This window comes from Aquiflexum lacus, assembly GCF_015476655.1.
Taxonomy (GTDB): domain Bacteria; phylum Bacteroidota; class Bacteroidia; order Cytophagales; family Cyclobacteriaceae; genus Aquiflexum; species Aquiflexum lacus.
Map to the genome: position 1 here is coordinate 26,592 of NZ_JABFHF010000034.1, position 19,065 is coordinate 45,656.

Sequence of the window (19,065 nt, forward strand, 5' to 3'; positions counted from 1 at the left end):
GGTAAACGAATTTAAGTTCTCAATCGTCTTGAAGTGCGTATTCGGGGTATTTGGTGATTAGATTTCTCCTCCCGATATAGCCATCGGGATCGAAAAGACAAGGATAAGTCTATTGCAATAGCAAACCATCAATCCACGGAAATGTCTCGCATCTTGTGTCTAGCGTCTCAAATCTCACTTCTCTAAACATTCTCCGCCAACCAATCCCCCACTTCCGAGGTCTTATAGGCTTTTCCTCCCTCAGCAATATCCTCAGTCACGATTCCTTCTGCCAAAGATTTATTTACCACATCCGAGATCGCTTGGGCTTCTGCTTTGAGATCGAAAGCGTAATCGAACATCATAGCCGCGGATAACACTGTTGCCAATGGATTGGCGATGTCTTTTCCTGCTGCTTGTGGATAGGAACCATGGATGGGTTCAAAAAGCTTGTTCTCTGTTCCCAAGGAGGCTGATGGCATCAACCCCATAGAACCGGAAATCACAGAAGCTTCATCTGTCAGGATATCTCCAAAAAGATTTTCTGTAATCAACACATCATATGCCTTAGGCCATTGAATCAATCGCATGGCCACGGCATCCACAAATTCATATTCGACCTTGACTTCAGGATATTCGGAGGCTAATTCCTGTACGGTTTCTCTCCATAACCTGGAAGTCGCCAACACATTGGCCTTATCCACACAAGTCAGTAATTTTCTTCTTTTTTGTGCGGCCTCAAAACCCATCCTTGCAAGACGGGTGATTTCTTCCTTGGAATAAATATTGGTATCAAAGGCTTTGGTACCTTGTTCATTTCTTCCTCTGGGTTCTCCAAAGTAAATTCCACCTGTCAATTCCCTGAAGAAAACAAAGTCCACTCCTTCTACCCTTTCCAATCTCAATGGAGATTTGTGGATCAATGAAGGAAAAGTGAAAGTCGGCCTCACATTGGCAAACAAACCCAGTTGCTTTCTCATGGATAACAGGCCTTGTTCGGGTCTAACTTTAGCCTTTGGGTCATTGTCATATTTTGGATCACCGATGGCTCCAAAAAGTACGGCATCCGCTCTCAGGCAAACCTGATGGGTGGAATCCGGATATGGGTCTCCTTTTAAGTCAATGGCAGTCGCACCCACAGGTGCTTCCTCAAAGGTGATTTTATGATCGAATTTTTTGGCAACAGCATTGACTACTTTTACTGCCTGTGCAATTACTTCAGGTCCAATGCCATCACCCGGCAACAGCGCGATATTCATTTCCATAAAAGCTAGTTTTTTCTTGTTCTGGGGTTTCCTTGGGATTGTTTTTATCTCCCGGTATATTGATTTTGATTTGCTCAATGATGTTGAGCATTTTCTCGGTGGCCTTTAATGCAGCTACAGTTTGGTCACTGTCCAGGCCTTTGGTTTTAAATATTTTCCCATATTCCCAAGTGATGACCGTCTCCACAAAGGCATCAGTCTTACCTCCCGGAGGAATGGTCACATGGTAATTGATCAGTTTTGGTAATTCCTTGTTGATGGATTTGTAGATTTTTTTCAATGCTTTCATAAAAGCATCATATTGACCATCACCTGATGATCCTTCTTCATAGCTTTCGCCATTGATGTTGATCTTGAGTTGGACAGTTGGCTTTAGTCCTTTGGAATGGCTGAGGTTATAGCCTTCGATAAAGATATTATGGGAAATGGAATTGTTTTGAAGCACATCGGAAATAATGTAAGGTAAATCCTCCGTCGTAACCCGCTCCTTTTTATCCCCCAATTCTATAATTCTCTGCGTTACTTTGGTTAGTTCATCGGGTTCGAGGGAAATCCCCAATTCCTGGATATTCTTGACAATATTGGCTTTCCCTGAGGTTTTTCCCAAAGCATATTTCCGCTGTCTCCCAAAACGTTCGGGAAGAAGGTCATTAAAATAGAGGTTCTTTTTATTGTCCCCGTCGGCATGTATTCCGGCTGTCTGTGTAAATACATTTTCACCAACCACAGGTTTGTTGGGAGGAATGTGTTGTCCGGAAAATTGTTCCACCAGCTTACTTACCCTGAAAATCTTGTTTTCTTTAACATTCAATCTGAAATCTGTGAAGTCCTTCAAGACAGCAATCACTGATTCTAAAGGTGCATTTCCGGCCCTTTCTCCCAAACCATTTACAGTAGTGTGGATTCCAGATATCCCATTATAGATGGCCTCTAGCACATTGGCTACCGAAAGGTCATAATCATTATGGGCATGAAAATCAAAATGGGTGTCTGCATATTCGGAAGTGATCAATTTGATAAAGTGGGATACTTCCCTTGGATGTAGCAGGCCCAAGGTATCAGGCAACATAATTCTTCTCACCGGAAGTTGAGTCAAATGTCCAATGAGGTCCATGGTGTAATTCATGGAATTGCGCATTCCATTACTCCAATCTTCCAAATAGACATTGACACTTACCTTTTTGGACTGTGCGTATTCCACACTTCTCCTGATATCTTCAAAATGCACCTCAGGTGTTTTTTTTAATTGATGGGTAAGATGATTTTCAGAACCTTTTGTTAATAGGTTCATCACTTTTGCACCAGATTTCAAAATCCAGTCTACGGATGCTGGAGTATCAACAAATCCCAAAACCTCCACTCGGTCTAAATATCCTTTTGCAGAAGCCCATTGGGTAATTTTTTTCACCCCTTCCATTTCACCTTCCGAAACCCTGGCTGATGCCACCTCAATCCTATCAACCTTCAGTTCCTCCAATAGCAATTTGGCTATTTGGAGTTTTTCGGAAGGCAGGAAAGAAACTCCTGAGGTCTGTTCTCCATCCCTCAGCGTGGTATCCATGATTTCTATTTTCCTATTGTTACCCATTTGAAATAAATTCAGATTTTAGAATTTAGAATTCAGATTTAAATCCCATTAGCTATCGGAATTAGAATTCAGAAGTTTGAATTAGTCCTGATAAATATTGGAATTAGCGATTAGACTTTTTGCTCGGTGAAAGTGATGATTTCATCCTTGATGTTTAGGAGATAATCGATGTCATCGAAGCCGTTTTTCATGTTTTCTTTTTTGTAGGAATTGATATCAAAAGACTCCTGTTGACCTGTACTGAGTAAGGTAATGGTCTGTTGGTCAATATCAATTTCTACTTCGGTCTTTGGGTTTTCTTCAACTGCTTTGAACAAGACCTCTGCAAACTCGGGACTGATGGTAACCGGAAGTACACCAATATTCAGGCAGTTATTTTTGAAGATATCTGCAAAGAAGCTGGAAACCACACACCTGAATCCATAATCATAAAGCGCCCAAACCGCATGTTCTCTGCTGGATCCCGAACCAAAGTTCTTACCTGCCAACAGGATCTTACCTGAATAAGTGGGGTCATTGAGTACAAAGTCCTTTTTGGGATTACCTTCTACATCGTATCGCCAATCACGGAAAAGGTTGTCTCCAAAGCCTTCTCTTTCCGTTGCCTTTAAGAAACGTGCAGGAATGATCTGATCGGTATCCACATTTTCAGATGACAAAGGCACTACTGTACTCTTGAGTATATTAAATTTATCGTAAGCCATTTTCTTTTTTTAATTTGGATTAAAATACATCTCTAGGATCACTTATTTCTCCTGTCACCGCCACTGCCGCGACCGTAAGCGGGCTGGCCAATAAAGTCCTCGCACCCGGCCCCTGTCTTCCTTCAAAGTTCCTATTGGATGTGGAGACGGCATATTTTCCTGAAGGGATTTTATCGTCATTCATAGCCAAACAGGCAGAACAGCCCGGCTGACGCAACTCAAAACCTGCATCCTCGAGTATCTTTACCAAACCTTCTTCATGTGCCATTTTTTCTACCTCTCTTGATCCGGGAACGATCCAAGCTGTGATGTTATCGGCTTTATGCTTTCCTTTGACAAAAGCTGCCACAGACCGGATATCTTCGATCCTCCCGTTGGTACAGCTTCCCACAAATACAAAATCCACTTTTTTTCCTTTGATTGCCTCTCCAGGGGCAAAGCCCATATAATCCAATGACTTCAAGTAAGACGACTTATTGCTGCCTTCCATACCTTCTGTGGTGGGAATAAAACCTCTGACTTTGATTCCCATTCCAGGATTGGTTCCATAGGTGATCATTGGCTCGATATCATTACCATCAAAATGATATTCTTTGTCAAAAACAGCCCCATCATCAGTTTTGAGGGTTTTCCAATGTGCTACTGCCTTATCCCAATCCTCACCTTTCGGCGCATATTGTTTGCCCTTCAAGTAGTTGAAAGTGGTTTCATCAGGAGCAATTAATCCACCCCTTGCACCCATTTCAATACTCATGTTACAAATGGTCATTCGGGCTTCCATGCTGAGGCTTGTAATTGCCGATCCTGCATATTCCACAAAATACCCTGTTGCGCCCGCGGCAGAAATCTTAGCTATGATGTAAAGAATGATGTCTTTTGAAGTTACTCCGTTTCCTAATTCACCATCCACCGTGATTCTCATTTTCTTGGCTTTGGTCTGCATAATACACTGAGTGGCAAAAACCATTTCAACCTCAGAAGTACCGATACCAAAAGCAATCGCACCAAATGCCCCGTGCGTCGAGGTATGGCTATCCCCACAGACAATGGTCATTCCCGGTTGGGTCACTCCTAATTCGGGTCCGATCACATGGACAATGCCATGATGCGCTGACCCAAGGTCATGCAGTTCAATATTGTGCTTCTCACAATTTTCCCTAAGTCTTTCAACCTGCATACGGGAAAGTTTGTCCTTAATGGTTTTGTCCTGATCGACAGTGGGTACATTGTGGTCAGGGGTAGCGATAGTCCTTTCCGGATATAAAACACCAACTCCACGTTTTTCAAGATTGAGGAATGCCACAGGACTGGTCACTTCATGGATAAAATGCTTATCAATGAAGAATACATCAGGTCCACCGGGTACAGAACGTACCACATGGGCATCCCATATTTTATCAAATAATGTTTTCTTTTCCATTTTATGCTAGGATCACTTTGTCTTTGACAGGTATTTTATTTAAGGCATCTACATATGCCTGGGCTGAAGCCAATACGATATCGGAATTGGATGCAAACCCATAGTAGGGCTTATCATCTTTCATCAAGCGCATATGTACTTTAGCCACATCATCACTTCCGGCAGTAATCGCTTGAATTAGAAATTCTTCCAATACGATATCCGGTTTTACTATTTTTTCTATAGCTTTCAATACCGCATCCACCGGACCATTTCCGTAGCCCTTGGATACAAAAGCTTTATCACCCACTTTCAATTCTACAGTGGCACTGATTTCTCCGTTGGACTGATAACTCACTTTGCCCAATTCGATAAAGGAGGACTCATCTAAGTATTTACCGACCAAGGCCAATAAATCTTTTGGACCAATATCCCTCTTGGAATCAGCCAAAATCAGAAAATCCTCATAGACTTCCCGTAAGGCTTCACCTTCCAACTCCACGCCCAAACCATCTAAATGATGTTTCAGCGCCGCTCTTCCACTTCTTGCAGTTAATACAATTGATGATTCGTGGACACCAACCTCTTTGGGATCAATGATTTCATAATTCTCCCGATGTTTCAACACGCCATCCTGATGGATGCCTGAAGAGTGCGCAAAAGCATTTCTCCCCACAATGGCTTTGTTTGGTTGGACAGGCATATTCATCAACTTGGAAATCAGCCTGCTCGTTCCATAAATTCTTTCTGTTTGAATATTAGTATAAACCGGGATAGCTTGATGGCACTTAATGGCCATTACAACTTCTTCCAAAGAAGTATTGCCTGCTCTTTCTCCGATTCCATTGATGGTCATCTCTGCTTGCCTTGCACCTTGTTGGACACCGGCTATGGTATTCGCGGTGGCCATACCAAGATCATTATGGCAGTGGGTGGAAATGATGGCTTTGTCAATATTGGAAACATTTTCCTTTAAATAGCGGATGATAGCTCCGTATTGCTCAGGAAGACAGTATCCCGTAGTATCGGGAATATTGACAACAGTGGCGCCGGCTTTGATGGCTGCTTCTATGATTTTGGCCAAAAAAGGCAATTCTGCCCTTCCTGCATCCTCCGCATAAAACTCCACATCCTCCACAAAACTTTTGGCATACTTGACGGCCTTTACTCCTCTTTCAATAATGTTTTCAGGAGTTGATCTTAATTTATATTGAATATGGTATGGAGAAACTCCTATGCCTGTATGAATCCTGCCTTTCTTGGCATGTTTCAGTGCCTCAGCAGCTACTTGTATATCCTTCTCCACAGCTCTTGAAAGGGCGCAGATGATAGGATTAGAAACTGCTTTGGAGATTTCAACCACCGAATTGAAATCACCGGGGCTGGATATTGGAAATCCAGCCTCAATGATATCCACTCCGAGTTCTTCCAATGCTTTAGCCACTACTATCTTTTCCTGGGAGTTCAACTGACAACCCGGAACCTGCTCCCCGTCGCGGAGAGTAGTATCAAATATCCAAAGCTTTTCACTCATCTTTTAATTGTTTTCTGGTCTCAACTTTCTGACAGTTGCACCTGCCTGCCACATCTCTGATTCTCTCAATTCTTTCAACTCAGCTTCCAGTTTTACCCTATAATCATCCTTGCTGTTAGAATCAATTGATTTTTGAGCTTCTTTTCCGGTTTTGACACTGTTGTATAATTCTTCAAAAACTGGCTTGGTAGCATCTCTGAAAGGTTTCCACCAATCCAAAGCTCCTCTTTGAGCAGTCGTAGAACAGTTGGCATACATCCAGTCCATTCCATTCTCTGCAACCAATGGCATTAAACTTTGGGTCAATTCTTCCACTGTTTCATTGAAAGCTTCAGAAGGCGTATGACCGTTTGCTCTTAACACTTCGTATTGTGCGGCAAAAATTCCCTGAATGGCACCCATCAAAGTTCCTCTTTCACCTGTCAGATCTGAGGTAACTTCTCTGTAAAAATCAGTTTCAAACAAATAGCCTGATCCAACGCCGATTCCAAGCGCTATTACCCTGTCCTTAGCCCTACCTGTTCCATCTTGGAAGATGGCATAAGAAGAATTCAATCCTCTGCCTTCTACAAACATTCTTCGCAAAGAAGTTCCAGATCCTTTAGGTGCCACTAAGATGACATCTATGTCTGCAGGGGGAATGATACCGGTTTTTTCTTTATAGGTCACTCCAAATCCATGGGAGAAATAAAGGGCTTTACCTGGAGTTAGGTGCTTTTTGACCATTGGCCATGCTGCGATCTGACCTGCATCAGAAAGTAGGAACTGAAGAATCGTACCTTTTTCACAGGCCTCCTCCAATTCAAACAATGTTTCACCAGGGACCCAACCGTCAGCAACGGCTTTGTCCCAAGTTTTAGAACCTTTCCTTTGGCCAACGATGACATTGAAGCCGTTGTCTTTCAGATTGAGTGCCTGACCGGGTCCTTGGACTCCATATCCCAATACCGCGATGACCTCATCTTTTAATACTTCTCTAGCTTTCTCCAAAGGGAATTCCTCTCTGGTTACTACATTTTCTTCTACTGATCCGAATTTCAGTTTCATAGTGTTATTATATTAGGTTTGATTATTTAAATATTCTTGGACAGAAAACTTTGGTTTGGCAATGGCCACCCTTCCCGAACGGGAGAACTCTAGCAGATTAAAGGGTTTAAGGATTTCCAATAATGCCTGGGTATCTTCTTTATGGCCTGTAAATTCCAGAACCACAAACTCCTTCTCCGCCGCAATGATATGCGCATTAAATTGTCTGATTACTTTTTCGAGTTGGGGATCCAGACTGTCGAATGGGATTTTGTAGAGTGCTATCTCCTGATAGACCACTTCATCGTCCTTAAAGTAGTAGGCCTTGATGACATCTATAATTTTTTCAATTTGATTTACAAGTTGAATAATCTGTTCTTCAGTGACAGTGGCTTCGATGGTGATTTTATGTATGCCATCCAATCGGCTTTCAGAAGCTGTCAGCGCACTGATATTGATTCCTCTTCTTGTGAAAATGATGGTGATCCTGTTGAGGATTCCAATGAAATTTTCGGTGTAAACTAAAATGGTATAACGATTCATATATACTTTTTAGGTTTAGCTTAATCTAACTTCTTCCACAGAACAACCTGTGGCAATCATTGGAAATACATTATCTTCTTTTTCTACGACTACTTCAAGGAAGAAAGGTCCATCATGAATAAACATCTGAGCGACTGCTTCACTGAGTTCTTCTCTTTCGGTAACTTTCACCGCCTTGATTCTATAAGCCTCTGCAATTTTGATAAAATCCGGGTTCTCCAGTTCAGTAAAGGAATATCGTTTGTCAAAAAACATCTGCTGCCACTGACGGACCATTCCCAAGTAATTGTTGTTAAGCAAAACCACCTTTACAGGCGCTTTGGTCTGCATAATGGTTCCAAACTCCTGAATGGTCATCTGAATTCCTCCATCTCCTACTACACAAATTACCTGTCTGTTATAATTGTGCAACTGTGCACCAAGTGCTGCAGGAAGTGCAAAACCCATTGTACCCAGACCACCTGAAGTCACCTGTGTCCTTGTTTTTTTGTAGTCAAAATAACGCCAAGCTATCATTTGATGCTGACCTACATCAGTAACCAATACAGCGTCATCCTCTTTATATTGATTGATCAACCTGATCACTTCTCCCATATGCAATCCCCCTTGTGTGGCATAAAGGTCCTTACCCATTACTGCTTCTCTTTCTTCGTTTTCAAACTCCCTGAACCTTTGCATCCACTCTGGATGGCTATTCGGCTTGACTGCGTCAATCAGCATGGATAAACTTTGTTTGCAATCGCCTAGAATCGGTACGGTGCACTTCACATTTTTATTGATTTCAGCAGGATCTAGTTCAAGGTGAATTACTTTGGCCTGTTTGGCATATCTTTTCAAGTCTCCGGTCACCCTATCATCAAAGCGCATTCCTACAGCAATCAGTACGTCACATTTATTGGTCAGCATATTGGGTGAATAATTGCCATGCATCCCCAATTTACCTACATAAGAGGGGTGACTTTCTGGCAAAGATCCGGATCCCAATAGCGTAGAGGCAGCAGGGATTCCCGTTTTATCCAAAAATGCCTTCAGCTCTTCTTCAGCCTTTCCAATCACCACTCCCTGACCAAAAAGGACAAAAGGTCGTTCTGCTTCATTGATTAATAATGCCGCTTCCTGTATTTTAGGCAGTTCAACGGTAACATAGGGTCTGTAAGAGCGGATTCCCAAACAAGGGACGTAATTGAACTCACCAAATTCAACCTGTGCATTTTTTGTAATATCAATCAATACCGGACCAGGTCTACCGGATCTGGCAATGTGAAATCCTTTGGCAATGGCAGGGGCTATTTCCTCCACTGACCTTACCTGAATGTTCCATTTGGTTCCCGGCATTGACAGACCCATCATATCAGTTTCCTGAAAAGCATCTGTCCCCAAAAGATGAGCAGCTACTTGCCCGGTTATACATACCAATGGCGTGCTGTCAATAAGCGCATCTGCCAAACCGGTAATCAGATTGGTAGCTCCAGGTCCTGAAGTAGCTAGCGCCACCCCTACTTTTCCTGAAACCCGTGCATATCCTTGGGCAGCATGGATTGCCCCCTGTTCGTGTCGGGTCAATACATGTTTCACTTGGTCTGCATAATCATAAAGGGCATCATAAACGGGCATGATGGCCCCTCCGGGATATCCGAAAATGTATTCTGCATTTTCAGCTATCAGAGATCTTACTACGATATCTGCTCCTCTTATCATGGTTGGTGAATTTATTAAAATTGATCGGTAACACAGCCTTCAGAGGCAGATGACACCAATTTATTGTATTTTTTCAAGGTACCTTGCAGGTCACTCAGGTCTTTATTTTTCCAAACTTTTTTCCTTGCTTCCATTTCAGCAGCACTTACCTCACAGCTTAAACTGAGGGAATCTGCATCGATAGTGATGATATCACCATCCTTAAGCAGCCCAATTGGACCTCCTGAATAGGCTTCAGGGGTCACGTGTCCTACTACAAATCCATGCGTACCTCCGGAGAACCTGCCATCGGTGATCAAGGCAACGTCCGATCCTAGGCCAGCACCAATAATCATTGAGGTTGGCTTAAGCATTTCCGGCATACCGGGTCCACCTTTGGGACCGATGTATCGGATCACAATTACCTCACCTTTGTTTATTTGCTTGTTTTTTATTGCTTCATTGGCTTCCAATTCCGAATCATACACTTTGGCTGGACCGGTGAAAGATTTCCCTTCTTTTCCTGAAATTTTCGCAACAGAACCCTCAGGAGCTAAGTTACCTTTAAGAATGCACAAATGTCCTGTTTCTTTTATAGGCTGCTCTATCGGGTGGATGACATTGACCATGGAAGGTACTACGGGATCGATATCAGCAAGATTCTCAGCTAGGGTTTTGCCGGTAACGGTCATACAATCTCCATGAAGCATCCCATTGTTCAACAGGTATTTCATAAATGCAGGAAGACCCCCTTGTTCAAAGAGGTCTTCCATCAAAAACTTACCGGATGGCTTGAAATCTCCCAACAAAGGTGTCGCATGATTTACCCTTTCAAAATCCGCCAATGTAAAATCAACTCCTGCAGTCTTGGCTATGGCTAAAATATGTAAAACTGCATTGGTACTGCCACCTAAGGCGACAGCAACTGTAACTGCATTTTCAAGGCTTTTCTTGGTAACGATATCTTTTGGTTTGATGTCCTTTTCCAAAAGTATTTTCAAATACTCGGACACCTCTTTGCATTCCTGTAATTTTTCGTCTGCTGTGGCCGGCGTGGATGAGCTATAAGGCAAAGACATTCCCATGGCTTCAATCGCTGAAGACATGGTATTGGCAGTGTACATGCCCCCACAGGCACCTGCACCTGGACAGGCATTTCGGATTACGCCGTCATAATCTTCATCTCCCAATTCACCTTTTACCCTTTTTCCATAAGCTTCAAAAGCAGAAACAATGTTCAACTTTTCGCCTTTATAAATACCGGAACGAATGGTACCACCATACACCATGATTGAGGGCCTGTTGATCCTCAACATTCCCATGATGGCTCCGGGCATATTCTTGTCACAACCGGCAACAGCTACACAACCATCGAAAGAGTGTCCGAGGATAAAGGATTCTATGGAGTCTGCTATGATTTCTCTGGAGACCAGAGAATATCTCATTCCTGAGGTACCCATAGAAATCCCATCCGAAATACCGATGGTATTAAAAACCAAACCGGTCAGACCATAAGTAGCAGAGGCTTCCTTGATCAGACCGGCGAAGTCATTGAGGTGCATATTGCAGGGGTTACTTTCGTAGCCACAACTAGCTACCCCTACAAAAGGCTGATTCATTTGTTTGTCAGACATGCCCGTGGCATATAGCATGGCTTTTCCTGCGGGATGTTCTTCATTCTGACTGATTTCCCAACTGTGTTTTTTCAAACTCATGGTTACTTTAGGTCGGTTTAAGAGCTACAAAAAAAAATGCCTCATCATCTGAGGCACTTACATTTGTATGATTGTTTGTCAAATATAGTCTAGTGCCCCGTCATTTATTACAAATGAGAATAATAAAGCTGAGAGGAGTGACTATGTTAAACATGTGGTTATGATTCCTTTTCGAATTTGTTGATACAATATTAAACCCCAATTCCCACACTTACAATATTTAGTTTCTTTTTTTAAACAGAAAAATGATTTTTAAAACTGTTATTTATATTTTTATAAAAATTAACTATTGAATATAAATCAATTTAAAGAATATAAATTTAAATTTTTAGAAAGTTATTGCTTATTTCAAAATAATCTATCAATTTTCATTTTTTCAATCTAAAATGAATTTTGTTGAGTTTTTTTTAATTAAAATTTTATTAAGATGAAGATTCAATAACTCTTTGTTTTAAACTTGATCAAATCTAAAAAGTATTGATTGTTGAATGTCCGATGAACGATTACTTAAAGGTTGGATGTCAGTTGACCGATGACCGATGTTTTGCGCATATGATAAAGAATACCATTGTTCGAGGAAATCATAATTAATTATAGAAAGAGGTGTATCATATTTCTTCCTCATAATCTTCATGTATTGTTATTTTTCAATTTGGATAGCCTACTCACTTCAAGGATTTCATAATTATACCCATATTTACATTCAACAAAATAATATTTCCCCAATGATCTGCTTCCCAAATGCCAAAATCAATCTAGGTTTGCACATTACAGCAAAAAGAAAGGATGGATACCATGATATTGAAACATGCATGGTCCCTATTCCTCTCTATGATGCATTGGAAATGATTGTTGACAAAAAGACAGTTTTTGATGTTTCAGGTCTTGCTATTCCTGGTGATGAAAAGGATAATTTAATTCTCAAGGCTTTAAAATTATTGAGAAAAGATTTTAATGACCTTCCCAATGTGCATATCAATTTACTGAAAAACATCCCGATGGGTGCTGGCCTCGGAGGTGGGTCTGCTGATGCTGCATTTGGTTTGACACTGATGAACAAATTATTTGAACTTCATCTGGAGGATTGGTTTTTGGAGGACTATGCGGCACAGCTGGGAAGTGATTGCGCTTTTTTCATTCAAAATACGCCCAAGATTGCTACAGGAAGAGGGGAAATACTGGAACTTGTTGACATCGACCTGAAAGGAGACCACATCATTTTGGTCAAACCTCCGATACATATAGGCACCAAAGAAGCTTATGCAGGTGTCAACCCCAAAAAACCAAATGAATCCTTAAAGGAGATATTGGCAGACAAATCCTTATGGAAAACGCTATTGGTCAACGATTTTGAAGCCTGTATATTTCCAAAATACCCGGAATTGGCGGCCATCAAAAAGCAATTGTATGAAATGGGGGCTTATTATGCAGCCATGTCAGGCTCGGGTTCGACTGTGTTTGGGTTGTTTGGGGAAAAGCCTAAAAAAATTTCCTGGCCGGAGACTTATTTTACTTTTGGGGGATTATTGTAAATTATAAATATGTTTTATATTTACATATTAAAAATAACACATGGCAACTTTCACAACTTCACTTCCCGATGAATTGCTCGCAAAACTTGCAGAGCAAGCAAAGAAATTGGCGATGCCAAAAAACAAATTGATCGAAAATGCGCTAAATCTTTATTTGGAACATTTGAAGAGGTCTGCCTATGTCAAATCCTATAAAACAGCAGAGCAAGATGAGGATATTTTAATGATGGCTGATGAAGGAATGGCGGACTATTTGAAACAAATAGAGGGTGAAGCAGGGTGAAATATGGTTTGCAGACCACAATCCAACCAAAGGAAGTGAACAGGCAGGATTCAGACCCATCGTGATTTTGAGTGGTAATTTGCTCAACAAATATTTACCTGTAGTAATTTCGGCTCCGCTTACCTCCAAAATCAAAAACTATCAAGGCAATCCAGTAATAGAACCAAATGATTTAAACGGATTGACCAAAAGTTCAGAGTTGATGATGTTCCATATCCGATCAATCTCCAAAGAGCGATTGGTCAGGAAAATCGGTGAAATATCCACCAATGAATTGGAAAAAGCACTAGAGACTTTGGATGATTTGATGAGGTTCTAAATTGAATTATATTTTTGGCTTTTTTCCAATTTCAATCTCCAACAAACTCCCTGAAATTCCCTTTGTCGACCAAAAGGTTATTGCTTTTGTAACTCTCGGTAAAAAATTCAATTCCCATAAAGTCATAACTTTAAGGGATTACATTCCCGTAAAGTTATGTTTTTAGAACTTTGAGATTGAAATAATTTACTTTAAGTAATTTACCTGCTACGATTTACTAAAGGTAATTTACCTGTTGCCACAGCCAAATCCAGAACGGTGTACACCCCTACCTCAAAAGATTTTATAGCCCAATATCAACTTGGGAGTTCGGCGACGGTTTTCAAATCCATCGGTGCTTTATTGGAAAAAGATATGATTTACAAGGAGTACACCACAGACGGGACTCCCTATTATGAAGTTTATGATGTTCTAATTGAGAGGTGGATACAGGGGTAGTCTTGAAAAAGTCCATCCAGAAAAAGTTGCAAAAAAAAACCTTTAAACCCCCAAAGGATTTTTTTTCAAAACCCTTCTCCTATTCCAATAATTATACACTGGATACATCAACACCGAAATCAAAATAATCAAAGTCCCCAAATAAAACCCTCCTGTCATTTGCTCCTTTTCGCCAAAAATCAATACAGCCAAAATGATCCCATATACCGGCTCCAAGTTGATGGTCAGGTTAACCGCAAAGGCCGTGACCCGCCGCATCAATTCTACGGAAACCGAAAAAGCATAGACCGTACAAATCCCACTTAATATCAATAGCCATAACCAATCCATAGCAGTGGGAATCAATTGAAGCCCGTCCGAAGCAAAGAAATAGCCATAAAACGGTAACAGCAAAGCCGCAAAAACAAATGCCCCGAACATTTCATAAAAAGTCAAAATATAGGGACTGTGCCTTTTGGTCAACCTGCCATTGATAACCGTGAAGACGGCACTTAAGAATGCAGAACCAATCGCCATCACCAAACCCAACCAATAGTCCAATTCAAATCTGAAAATCACATACAACCCTCCTATAACCATCAAACCCAAAAATATTTCAAATGGCTTGACCTTATTCTTATTGGCAAAAGGTTCTATCAATGCCGTCCACAAAGAAGTGGTTGCCATCCCTGCGAGACATACAGATGCCGTAGAGATCCTGGCCGCCCAAAAAAAGAGAATCCAGTGCAGGGAAATAATAAACCCGGTTACTACAATTTTAATCAACTCTTTTTGAGGAATACGAATGGGAGTTTTTTTGTAAATAAATAGTAGTCCCAAAATCAAGGTGGCTATCATCGTCCTGAAAAAAACCAACTCCAAAGATCCAATACTGATCAACAGCCCCAAAATAGCAGTGAACCCCCAAATCAATACAGTAAAATGGAGCATCAGATAATCCTTGATGATAGGCTGATTTTCCATTTATCTGGGAACAGTTTTATACAAAAACAATCCAGTAATCGCAAAAACTATATTTGGTGTCCATACCGCAAGGATGGGATATGCAGCCCCTGCCTCAGCAAAAGTCCTGGACAACAAAAACATGATGATATAGACAAAGGCCAATAAAAAGCCCAAAGCAATCTGAAATCCTGAACCACCTCTTGTCTTTTTGGAAGAAACGATCACACCTATAAAAGTGAGAATTACAGCCGCAAAAGGTGACATATACCTCACATATTTCTCAATCTTATAATAATTGACATTATCCGCACCCCTATCTTCCAAAACTTCAATTTGCCGGGAAAGATCGGGCAATTTTAAGGTCTCATGGTGATTGGTAGGCAAATCAAAGTCATTCGGTGTAATGGATAATAAGGTATCCAAAGATTCCCCGACAGTATATTCTTCCCCATCATCACGAAGGACCCGCATTCTCCAGTTCTTGGCAGACCAAGAGTTGATTGCAGTATCCCAGACAATCCTGTCAGCGGAAAGTTTTGCCACTAACTCCCCATCCCTGATCTGCTCCAAAGTAAAGTTATACCCCGTATTACCAGAAGTGTAATACCGCGAAATGTAGGCATAAAGGTCAGGGGCTACTTTTACGTGGATATTCTGTTGGGTATAAAACTTGTTATCTTCCAACCACCTGGATTTAAATTCCGTGACCCCTGCTGTGGCACCTGGAAGCACCCAACCATTGAGCAAAAAACTGGCAGCACCGATCATGGAAGCTGCAATGAAAAACGGGAACAGCATCCTGACAAAACTCGTCCCACTGCTCAAAATCGCAACGATTTCAGTACGGCCTGCCATTTTGGAAGTAATGAAAATCACTGAGATAAATACAGTGATGGGGGTCAGCAAATTATTCAGATAAAGACCATAATTACCAAGGTACACCAGAATATACTTGGCTGGCACATTGTTCCTTATAAAGGCATCATTTTTTTCGGTGAAATCCAAGACCAACACAATCAGGATCAGCATCAACACTACAAAAAAGTAGGTCTTGAGAAAATCTTTGATAATGAGTTTGTCGAGAATTTTCATAATTACAGTCTCCTGCTTACTTTTTCCACCATTTGGTTTTTCCATGAGGCATATACCCCTTCTTTGATTTTTTCCCTTGCCTGTCCTACAAGCCAAAGATAAAAGCTCAGGTTATGGATACTGGCAATTTGGGATGATAATATTTCTTTGCTGATGGTCAAGTGTCTGAGATAAGCCTTGGAATAAAATTTACTTACGTAAGAATTGATATGAGGGTCTATGGGGCTGAAGTCTTCTTTCCATTTTTCATTCCGGATATTGATGATTCCCTCAGAAGTAAACAACATCCCATTTCGGGCATTTCTTGTGGGCATCACACAATCAAACATATCAACACCCAACGCAATCGCTTCAAGGATATTGGCAGGTGTTCCCACACCCATCAGGTACCTAGGTTTGTCTTTGGGCAGAATGTCAGTGACCATTTCGGTCATTTCATACATCATTTCAGCTGGTTCGCCCACGGAAAGCCCTCCGATAGCATTTCCATCTCTTTCACAGGAAGCCACAAACTCCGCAGATTGTTTTCTCAGGTCTTTGAAAACACTGCCCTGTACAATGGGGAACAAAGTCTGATCAAAACCATATTTGCCTTCGGTAGTATCAAACCTATCTATACATCTCTGTAGCCAACGATGGGTCAGTTCCATGGATTTTCTTGCATAGGCATAATCACAAGGATAGGGAGGGCATTCGTCGAAAGCCATAATGATATCAGCACCGATGATCCTTTGAATATCCATGACCCTTTCAGGACTGAAGACATGTTTGGAACCGTCTATATGCGATTTGAAGATTGCTCCTTCCTCAGTTAGCTTTCTGTTGTTGGCAAGAGAAAACACCTGATAACCGCCGGAGTCCGTCAATATCGGTTTGTCCCAACCATTGAATTTATGTAATCCTCCAACCTTTTCCAGTACATCCAAACCTGGTCTTAGGTATAAATGATAGGTGTTTCCCAAAATAATCTGGGCTTTGATATCCTCAGCCAATTCGCGCTGATGCACCGCTTTGACAGATCCTGCTGTACCCACAGGCATAAAAATAGGGGTTTGGATATCCCCATGAGCAGTTTTTAAAACACCTGCTCTTGCCTTGCTCCCCGGGTCGGTTGATTCAAGTGTAAAATTCATTCCGGTTATTTTCTCCACTACTACTGAAATTCGCTTGGAGGTCACCTCCATTTTTCATTCACAAAAATATAAGCTTATTCTTAAATGAATGCTCAAATTGATTTTATATTTGCCCAGCAATACTAAGGTGATGATAATAGAAATTTTGTGGATCGTTTTTTTTATAGGTTTGGCAGTTCAGTTGTTTTATATCCTGATTTTATTTGGAAGGTTTGCTTTTTTTTACAAACAAAAGCCCAATAAAGAATCTTCTGAAAAAGAAGGTGTAACTGTAATCATTGCGGCGCACAATGAAAGAACTAACCTAAAAAAACTCATCCCACTGATTTTTGAACAGGATTACCCCAATTTTGATGTGATGGTCATCAATGACAGGTCATACGATGGAACCAAAAAAATCTTGGAAAAATTGATGGCCATTTATCCAAGACTCAGGACTGTGACAGTGGATTACACGCCTTCGCACGTAACTTCCAAAAAATATGCTTTGACACTTGGTATCAAAGTGGCCAAGAATGACGTCCTGTTATTGACAGATGCCGATTGTTGGCCAAGCTCAGCAAAATGGATAGATTTAATGACCTCACCTGTAAGGCTTGATGGCAAGACATTCTCTCTTGGATTTTCACAATATGATATCCGTGAAGGATTTCTCAATAAGTGGATACAGTTCGAAACCCTTTGGACTGGTATCCAATACTTTTCGTTTGCAGTTTGGAAATCTCCTTTTATGGGAGTAGGGAGAAACCTTTGTTACAGAAGGAGTTTTTTCATGGACAAAAAAGCATTCAAAGGTCTTTGGCAGATTGAGTGCGGTGATGATGATCTATTTGTAAACCTATATGCCAACGGCAAAAACGCTGCTGTAGTAGTAAACCCTGACAGTATCACCTATTCCGAACCAAAGACTACATGGAAAACTTACTTTGCCCAGAAGAAAAGACATTTTCATGCAGGGAAATATTATAAAGCAGGAAATAAACTTAAGATAGGATGGTATGCATTCTCACATCTGTTATTTTGGGTTTCGGGTATTAGTTTATTGATTTTATCGGGATTAAATCAAACTTGGGAACAATTCTTACTCATAATAGGTATAATTGTTGTGAGATCTGTATTGATCACCTCGGTGTTCCGGTCGTCAAGAAAAAAACTTGAAGGCAAGATCCAAGTAATCTGGTCCGGGTTTTTCGATGTGATATATATTGGGTACTATTGGATTTTAGGCGCATTAGGTTACCAGTCAAAGAAAGTTAGATGGAAATAAACGAAAGAGGATTTTCAAGTAAGGCATTAGAGGATTTTGATCTCATTGACAAAGCAGTCATTGACAAAGATCAACAGGCCTATGCCATGTTGATGAAGCGCTATAAAAAGGCTGTTTATTTTATGATTCTCAAAATGATCAGAGACGCAGACGATGCTGAAGACCTGACCATGGAGGCTTTTGCCAAAGCATTCAAAAATCTTCATAAATTCAAAAAGGATTATACTTTCAGTACATGGCTTTTTAGAATTGCGACCAATAATACCATAGATTTTATCCGAAAGAAAAAGTTAAAGACCATGAGTCTTAACACCACCATGAGTGATGATGGCGGAAATGCCGTCACCATAGATGTGGAAGATGATGACAACAATCCCCAAGATGAATATATCAGAACGCAAAGGATTGAAATGGTCAGGATTTTTGTGGACAAGCTACCTGCCAAATATCGCAAACTGGTACAGCTCAGGTATTTTGATGAATTGTCTTATGAAGAAATCGCTCAAGAACTGGAAAAGCCTCTCGGAACGGTCAAGGCGCAGCTGCACCGGTCCAGGGAATTATTGTATGAGATAGCACAAGGGAAGGAAAGGCATATTTGAAAAAAACAAACATTAATTTGCTAC

General features: G+C 41.0%; 18 protein-coding genes. 6 read left to right on the forward strand and 12 right to left on the reverse strand.

The window, feature by feature from the left end; translation table 11 throughout:
- Positions 1 to 182: 182 nt before the first annotated feature.
- From leuB to ilvD, 9 genes are all read right to left on the reverse strand, one after another.
- On the reverse strand, positions 183 to 1,244 hold the full coding sequence (leuB, locus tag HMJ38_RS21910) for a 3-isopropylmalate dehydrogenase (RefSeq protein ID WP_194976584.1): 1,062 nt from the start codon (positions 1,242 to 1,244) through the stop codon (positions 183 to 185).
- Positions 1,213 to 2,832, reverse strand: a complete 1,620-nt coding sequence (locus HMJ38_RS21915; protein WP_194976585.1) for an alpha-isopropylmalate synthase regulatory domain-containing protein — start codon at positions 2,830 to 2,832, stop codon at positions 1,213 to 1,215. The genes leuB and HMJ38_RS21915 overlap by 32 nt, the downstream gene beginning before the upstream one ends.
- A 110-nt stretch (positions 2,833 to 2,942) precedes the next feature.
- Positions 2,943 to 3,536 (reverse strand): 3-isopropylmalate dehydratase small subunit, encoded by a 594-nt coding sequence (leuD, locus tag HMJ38_RS21920; RefSeq protein WP_194976586.1) that lies wholly within the window; start codon positions 3,534 to 3,536, stop codon positions 2,943 to 2,945.
- Between the two features lie 19 nt (positions 3,537 to 3,555).
- A complete protein-coding gene (gene leuC / locus HMJ38_RS21925; RefSeq protein ID WP_194976587.1) occupies positions 3,556 to 4,956 on the reverse strand; it encodes a 3-isopropylmalate dehydratase large subunit in 1,401 nt (466 codons plus the stop codon).
- A 1-nt stretch (position 4,957) separates the two neighbouring features.
- On the reverse strand, positions 4,958 to 6,469 hold the full coding sequence (locus HMJ38_RS21930) for a 2-isopropylmalate synthase (protein WP_194976588.1): 1,512 nt from the start codon (positions 6,467 to 6,469) through the stop codon (positions 4,958 to 4,960).
- 3 nt (positions 6,470 to 6,472) lie between these two features.
- Entirely contained in the window at positions 6,473 to 7,516 is a 1,044-nt protein-coding gene (gene ilvC / locus HMJ38_RS21935; RefSeq protein ID WP_194976589.1) for a ketol-acid reductoisomerase, read from the reverse strand.
- 12 nt (positions 7,517 to 7,528) lie between these two features.
- Complete coding sequence (ilvN, locus tag HMJ38_RS21940; RefSeq protein WP_194976590.1) at positions 7,529 to 8,038, reverse strand: acetolactate synthase small subunit; 510 nt, start codon at positions 8,036 to 8,038, stop codon at positions 7,529 to 7,531.
- Positions 8,039 to 8,053: 15 nt separating this feature from the next.
- Positions 8,054 to 9,736, reverse strand: a complete 1,683-nt coding sequence (gene ilvB, locus HMJ38_RS21945; RefSeq protein ID WP_194976591.1) for a biosynthetic-type acetolactate synthase large subunit — start codon at positions 9,734 to 9,736, stop codon at positions 8,054 to 8,056.
- A gap of 14 nt (positions 9,737 to 9,750) precedes the next feature.
- Positions 9,751 to 11,430: a dihydroxy-acid dehydratase gene (gene ilvD, locus HMJ38_RS21950; protein ID WP_194976592.1), complete on the reverse strand. Its 1,680-nt coding sequence runs from the start codon at positions 11,428 to 11,430 to the stop codon at positions 9,751 to 9,753.
- A 725-nt stretch (positions 11,431 to 12,155) separates the two neighbouring features.
- On the opposite strand from ilvD, the gene ispE reads away from it, so the two are divergent.
- The 4 genes from ispE to HMJ38_RS21970 all read left to right on the forward strand — a co-directional run bounded on the left by ispE (position 12,156) and on the right by HMJ38_RS21970 (position 14,002).
- A complete protein-coding gene (ispE, locus tag HMJ38_RS21955; protein WP_194976593.1) occupies positions 12,156 to 12,962 on the forward strand; it encodes a 4-(cytidine 5'-diphospho)-2-C-methyl-D-erythritol kinase in 807 nt (268 codons plus the stop codon).
- A gap of 40 nt (positions 12,963 to 13,002) precedes the next feature.
- Entirely contained in the window at positions 13,003 to 13,245 is a 243-nt protein-coding gene (locus HMJ38_RS21960) for a ribbon-helix-helix domain-containing protein (protein WP_194976594.1), read from the forward strand.
- Positions 13,232 to 13,564, forward strand: coding sequence for a type II toxin-antitoxin system PemK/MazF family toxin (locus tag HMJ38_RS21965; protein ID WP_194976595.1), 333 nt, complete (start codon positions 13,232 to 13,234; stop codon positions 13,562 to 13,564). Before HMJ38_RS21960 ends, HMJ38_RS21965 begins: the two co-directional genes overlap by 14 nt.
- A 258-nt stretch (positions 13,565 to 13,822) precedes the next feature.
- A complete protein-coding gene (locus tag HMJ38_RS21970; RefSeq protein ID WP_194976596.1) occupies positions 13,823 to 14,002 on the forward strand; it encodes a hypothetical protein in 180 nt (59 codons plus the stop codon).
- Between the two features lie 42 nt (positions 14,003 to 14,044).
- Here the strand turns inward: HMJ38_RS21970 and HMJ38_RS21975 are convergent, their stop codons facing one another.
- From HMJ38_RS21975 to tgt, 3 genes are read right to left on the reverse strand one after another with little or no spacing between them, the layout of a single operon-like run.
- Positions 14,045 to 14,965, reverse strand: a complete 921-nt coding sequence (locus tag HMJ38_RS21975) for a DMT family transporter (protein WP_194976597.1) — start codon at positions 14,963 to 14,965, stop codon at positions 14,045 to 14,047.
- Positions 14,966 to 16,039: an LptF/LptG family permease gene (locus HMJ38_RS21980; RefSeq protein WP_194976598.1), complete on the reverse strand. Its 1,074-nt coding sequence runs from the start codon at positions 16,037 to 16,039 to the stop codon at positions 14,966 to 14,968.
- 2 nt (positions 16,040 to 16,041) lie between these two features.
- Positions 16,042 to 17,172: a tRNA guanosine(34) transglycosylase Tgt gene (gene tgt, locus HMJ38_RS21985; RefSeq protein WP_194976623.1), complete on the reverse strand. Its 1,131-nt coding sequence runs from the start codon at positions 17,170 to 17,172 to the stop codon at positions 16,042 to 16,044.
- A gap of 130 nt (positions 17,173 to 17,302) precedes the next feature.
- Between tgt and HMJ38_RS21990 the strand changes: the two genes are divergently transcribed.
- Together HMJ38_RS21990 and HMJ38_RS21995 are read left to right on the forward strand one after the other, a co-directional pair.
- Complete coding sequence (locus HMJ38_RS21990) at positions 17,303 to 18,439, forward strand: glycosyltransferase (protein WP_194976599.1); 1,137 nt, start codon at positions 17,303 to 17,305, stop codon at positions 18,437 to 18,439.
- On the forward strand, positions 18,430 to 19,041 hold the full coding sequence (locus tag HMJ38_RS21995; protein WP_194976600.1) for an RNA polymerase sigma factor: 612 nt from the start codon (positions 18,430 to 18,432) through the stop codon (positions 19,039 to 19,041). Before HMJ38_RS21990 ends, HMJ38_RS21995 begins: the two co-directional genes overlap by 10 nt.
- Positions 19,042 to 19,065: the final 24 nt, after the last annotated feature.

Coding starts and splice junctions, on each gene's coding strand:
- HMJ38_RS21980 (WP_194976598.1), bottom strand. CDS start 16,039: ATGAAAATTCTCGACAAACTCATTATCAAAGATTTTCTCAAGACCTAC.
- leuD (WP_194976586.1), bottom strand. CDS start 3,536: ATGGCTTACGATAAATTTAATATACTCAAGAGTACAGTAGTGCCTTTG.
- HMJ38_RS21995 (WP_194976600.1), top strand. CDS start 18,430: ATGGAAATAAACGAAAGAGGATTTTCAAGTAAGGCATTAGAGGATTTT.
- ispE (WP_194976593.1), top strand. CDS start 12,156: ATGATCTGCTTCCCAAATGCCAAAATCAATCTAGGTTTGCACATTACA.
- HMJ38_RS21915 (WP_194976585.1), bottom strand. CDS start 2,832: ATGGGTAACAATAGGAAAATAGAAATCATGGATACCACGCTGAGGGAT.
- ilvC (WP_194976589.1), bottom strand. CDS start 7,516: ATGAAACTGAAATTCGGATCAGTAGAAGAAAATGTAGTAACCAGAGAG.
- ilvN (WP_194976590.1), bottom strand. CDS start 8,038: ATGAATCGTTATACCATTTTAGTTTACACCGAAAATTTCATTGGAATC.
- ilvB (WP_194976591.1), bottom strand. CDS start 9,736: ATGATAAGAGGAGCAGATATCGTAGTAAGATCTCTGATAGCTGAAAAT.
- tgt (WP_194976623.1), bottom strand. CDS start 17,172: ATGAATTTTACACTTGAATCAACCGACCCGGGGAGCAAGGCAAGAGCA.
- HMJ38_RS21960 (WP_194976594.1), top strand. CDS start 13,003: ATGGCAACTTTCACAACTTCACTTCCCGATGAATTGCTCGCAAAACTT.
- ilvD (WP_194976592.1), bottom strand. CDS start 11,430: ATGAGTTTGAAAAAACACAGTTGGGAAATCAGTCAGAATGAAGAACAT.
- HMJ38_RS21990 (WP_194976599.1), top strand. CDS start 17,303: ATGATAATAGAAATTTTGTGGATCGTTTTTTTTATAGGTTTGGCAGTT.
- leuB (WP_194976584.1), bottom strand. CDS start 1,244: ATGGAAATGAATATCGCGCTGTTGCCGGGTGATGGCATTGGACCTGAA.
- HMJ38_RS21930 (WP_194976588.1), bottom strand. CDS start 6,469: ATGAGTGAAAAGCTTTGGATATTTGATACTACTCTCCGCGACGGGGAG.
- HMJ38_RS21975 (WP_194976597.1), bottom strand. CDS start 14,965: ATGGAAAATCAGCCTATCATCAAGGATTATCTGATGCTCCATTTTACT.
- leuC (WP_194976587.1), bottom strand. CDS start 4,956: ATGGAAAAGAAAACATTATTTGATAAAATATGGGATGCCCATGTGGTA.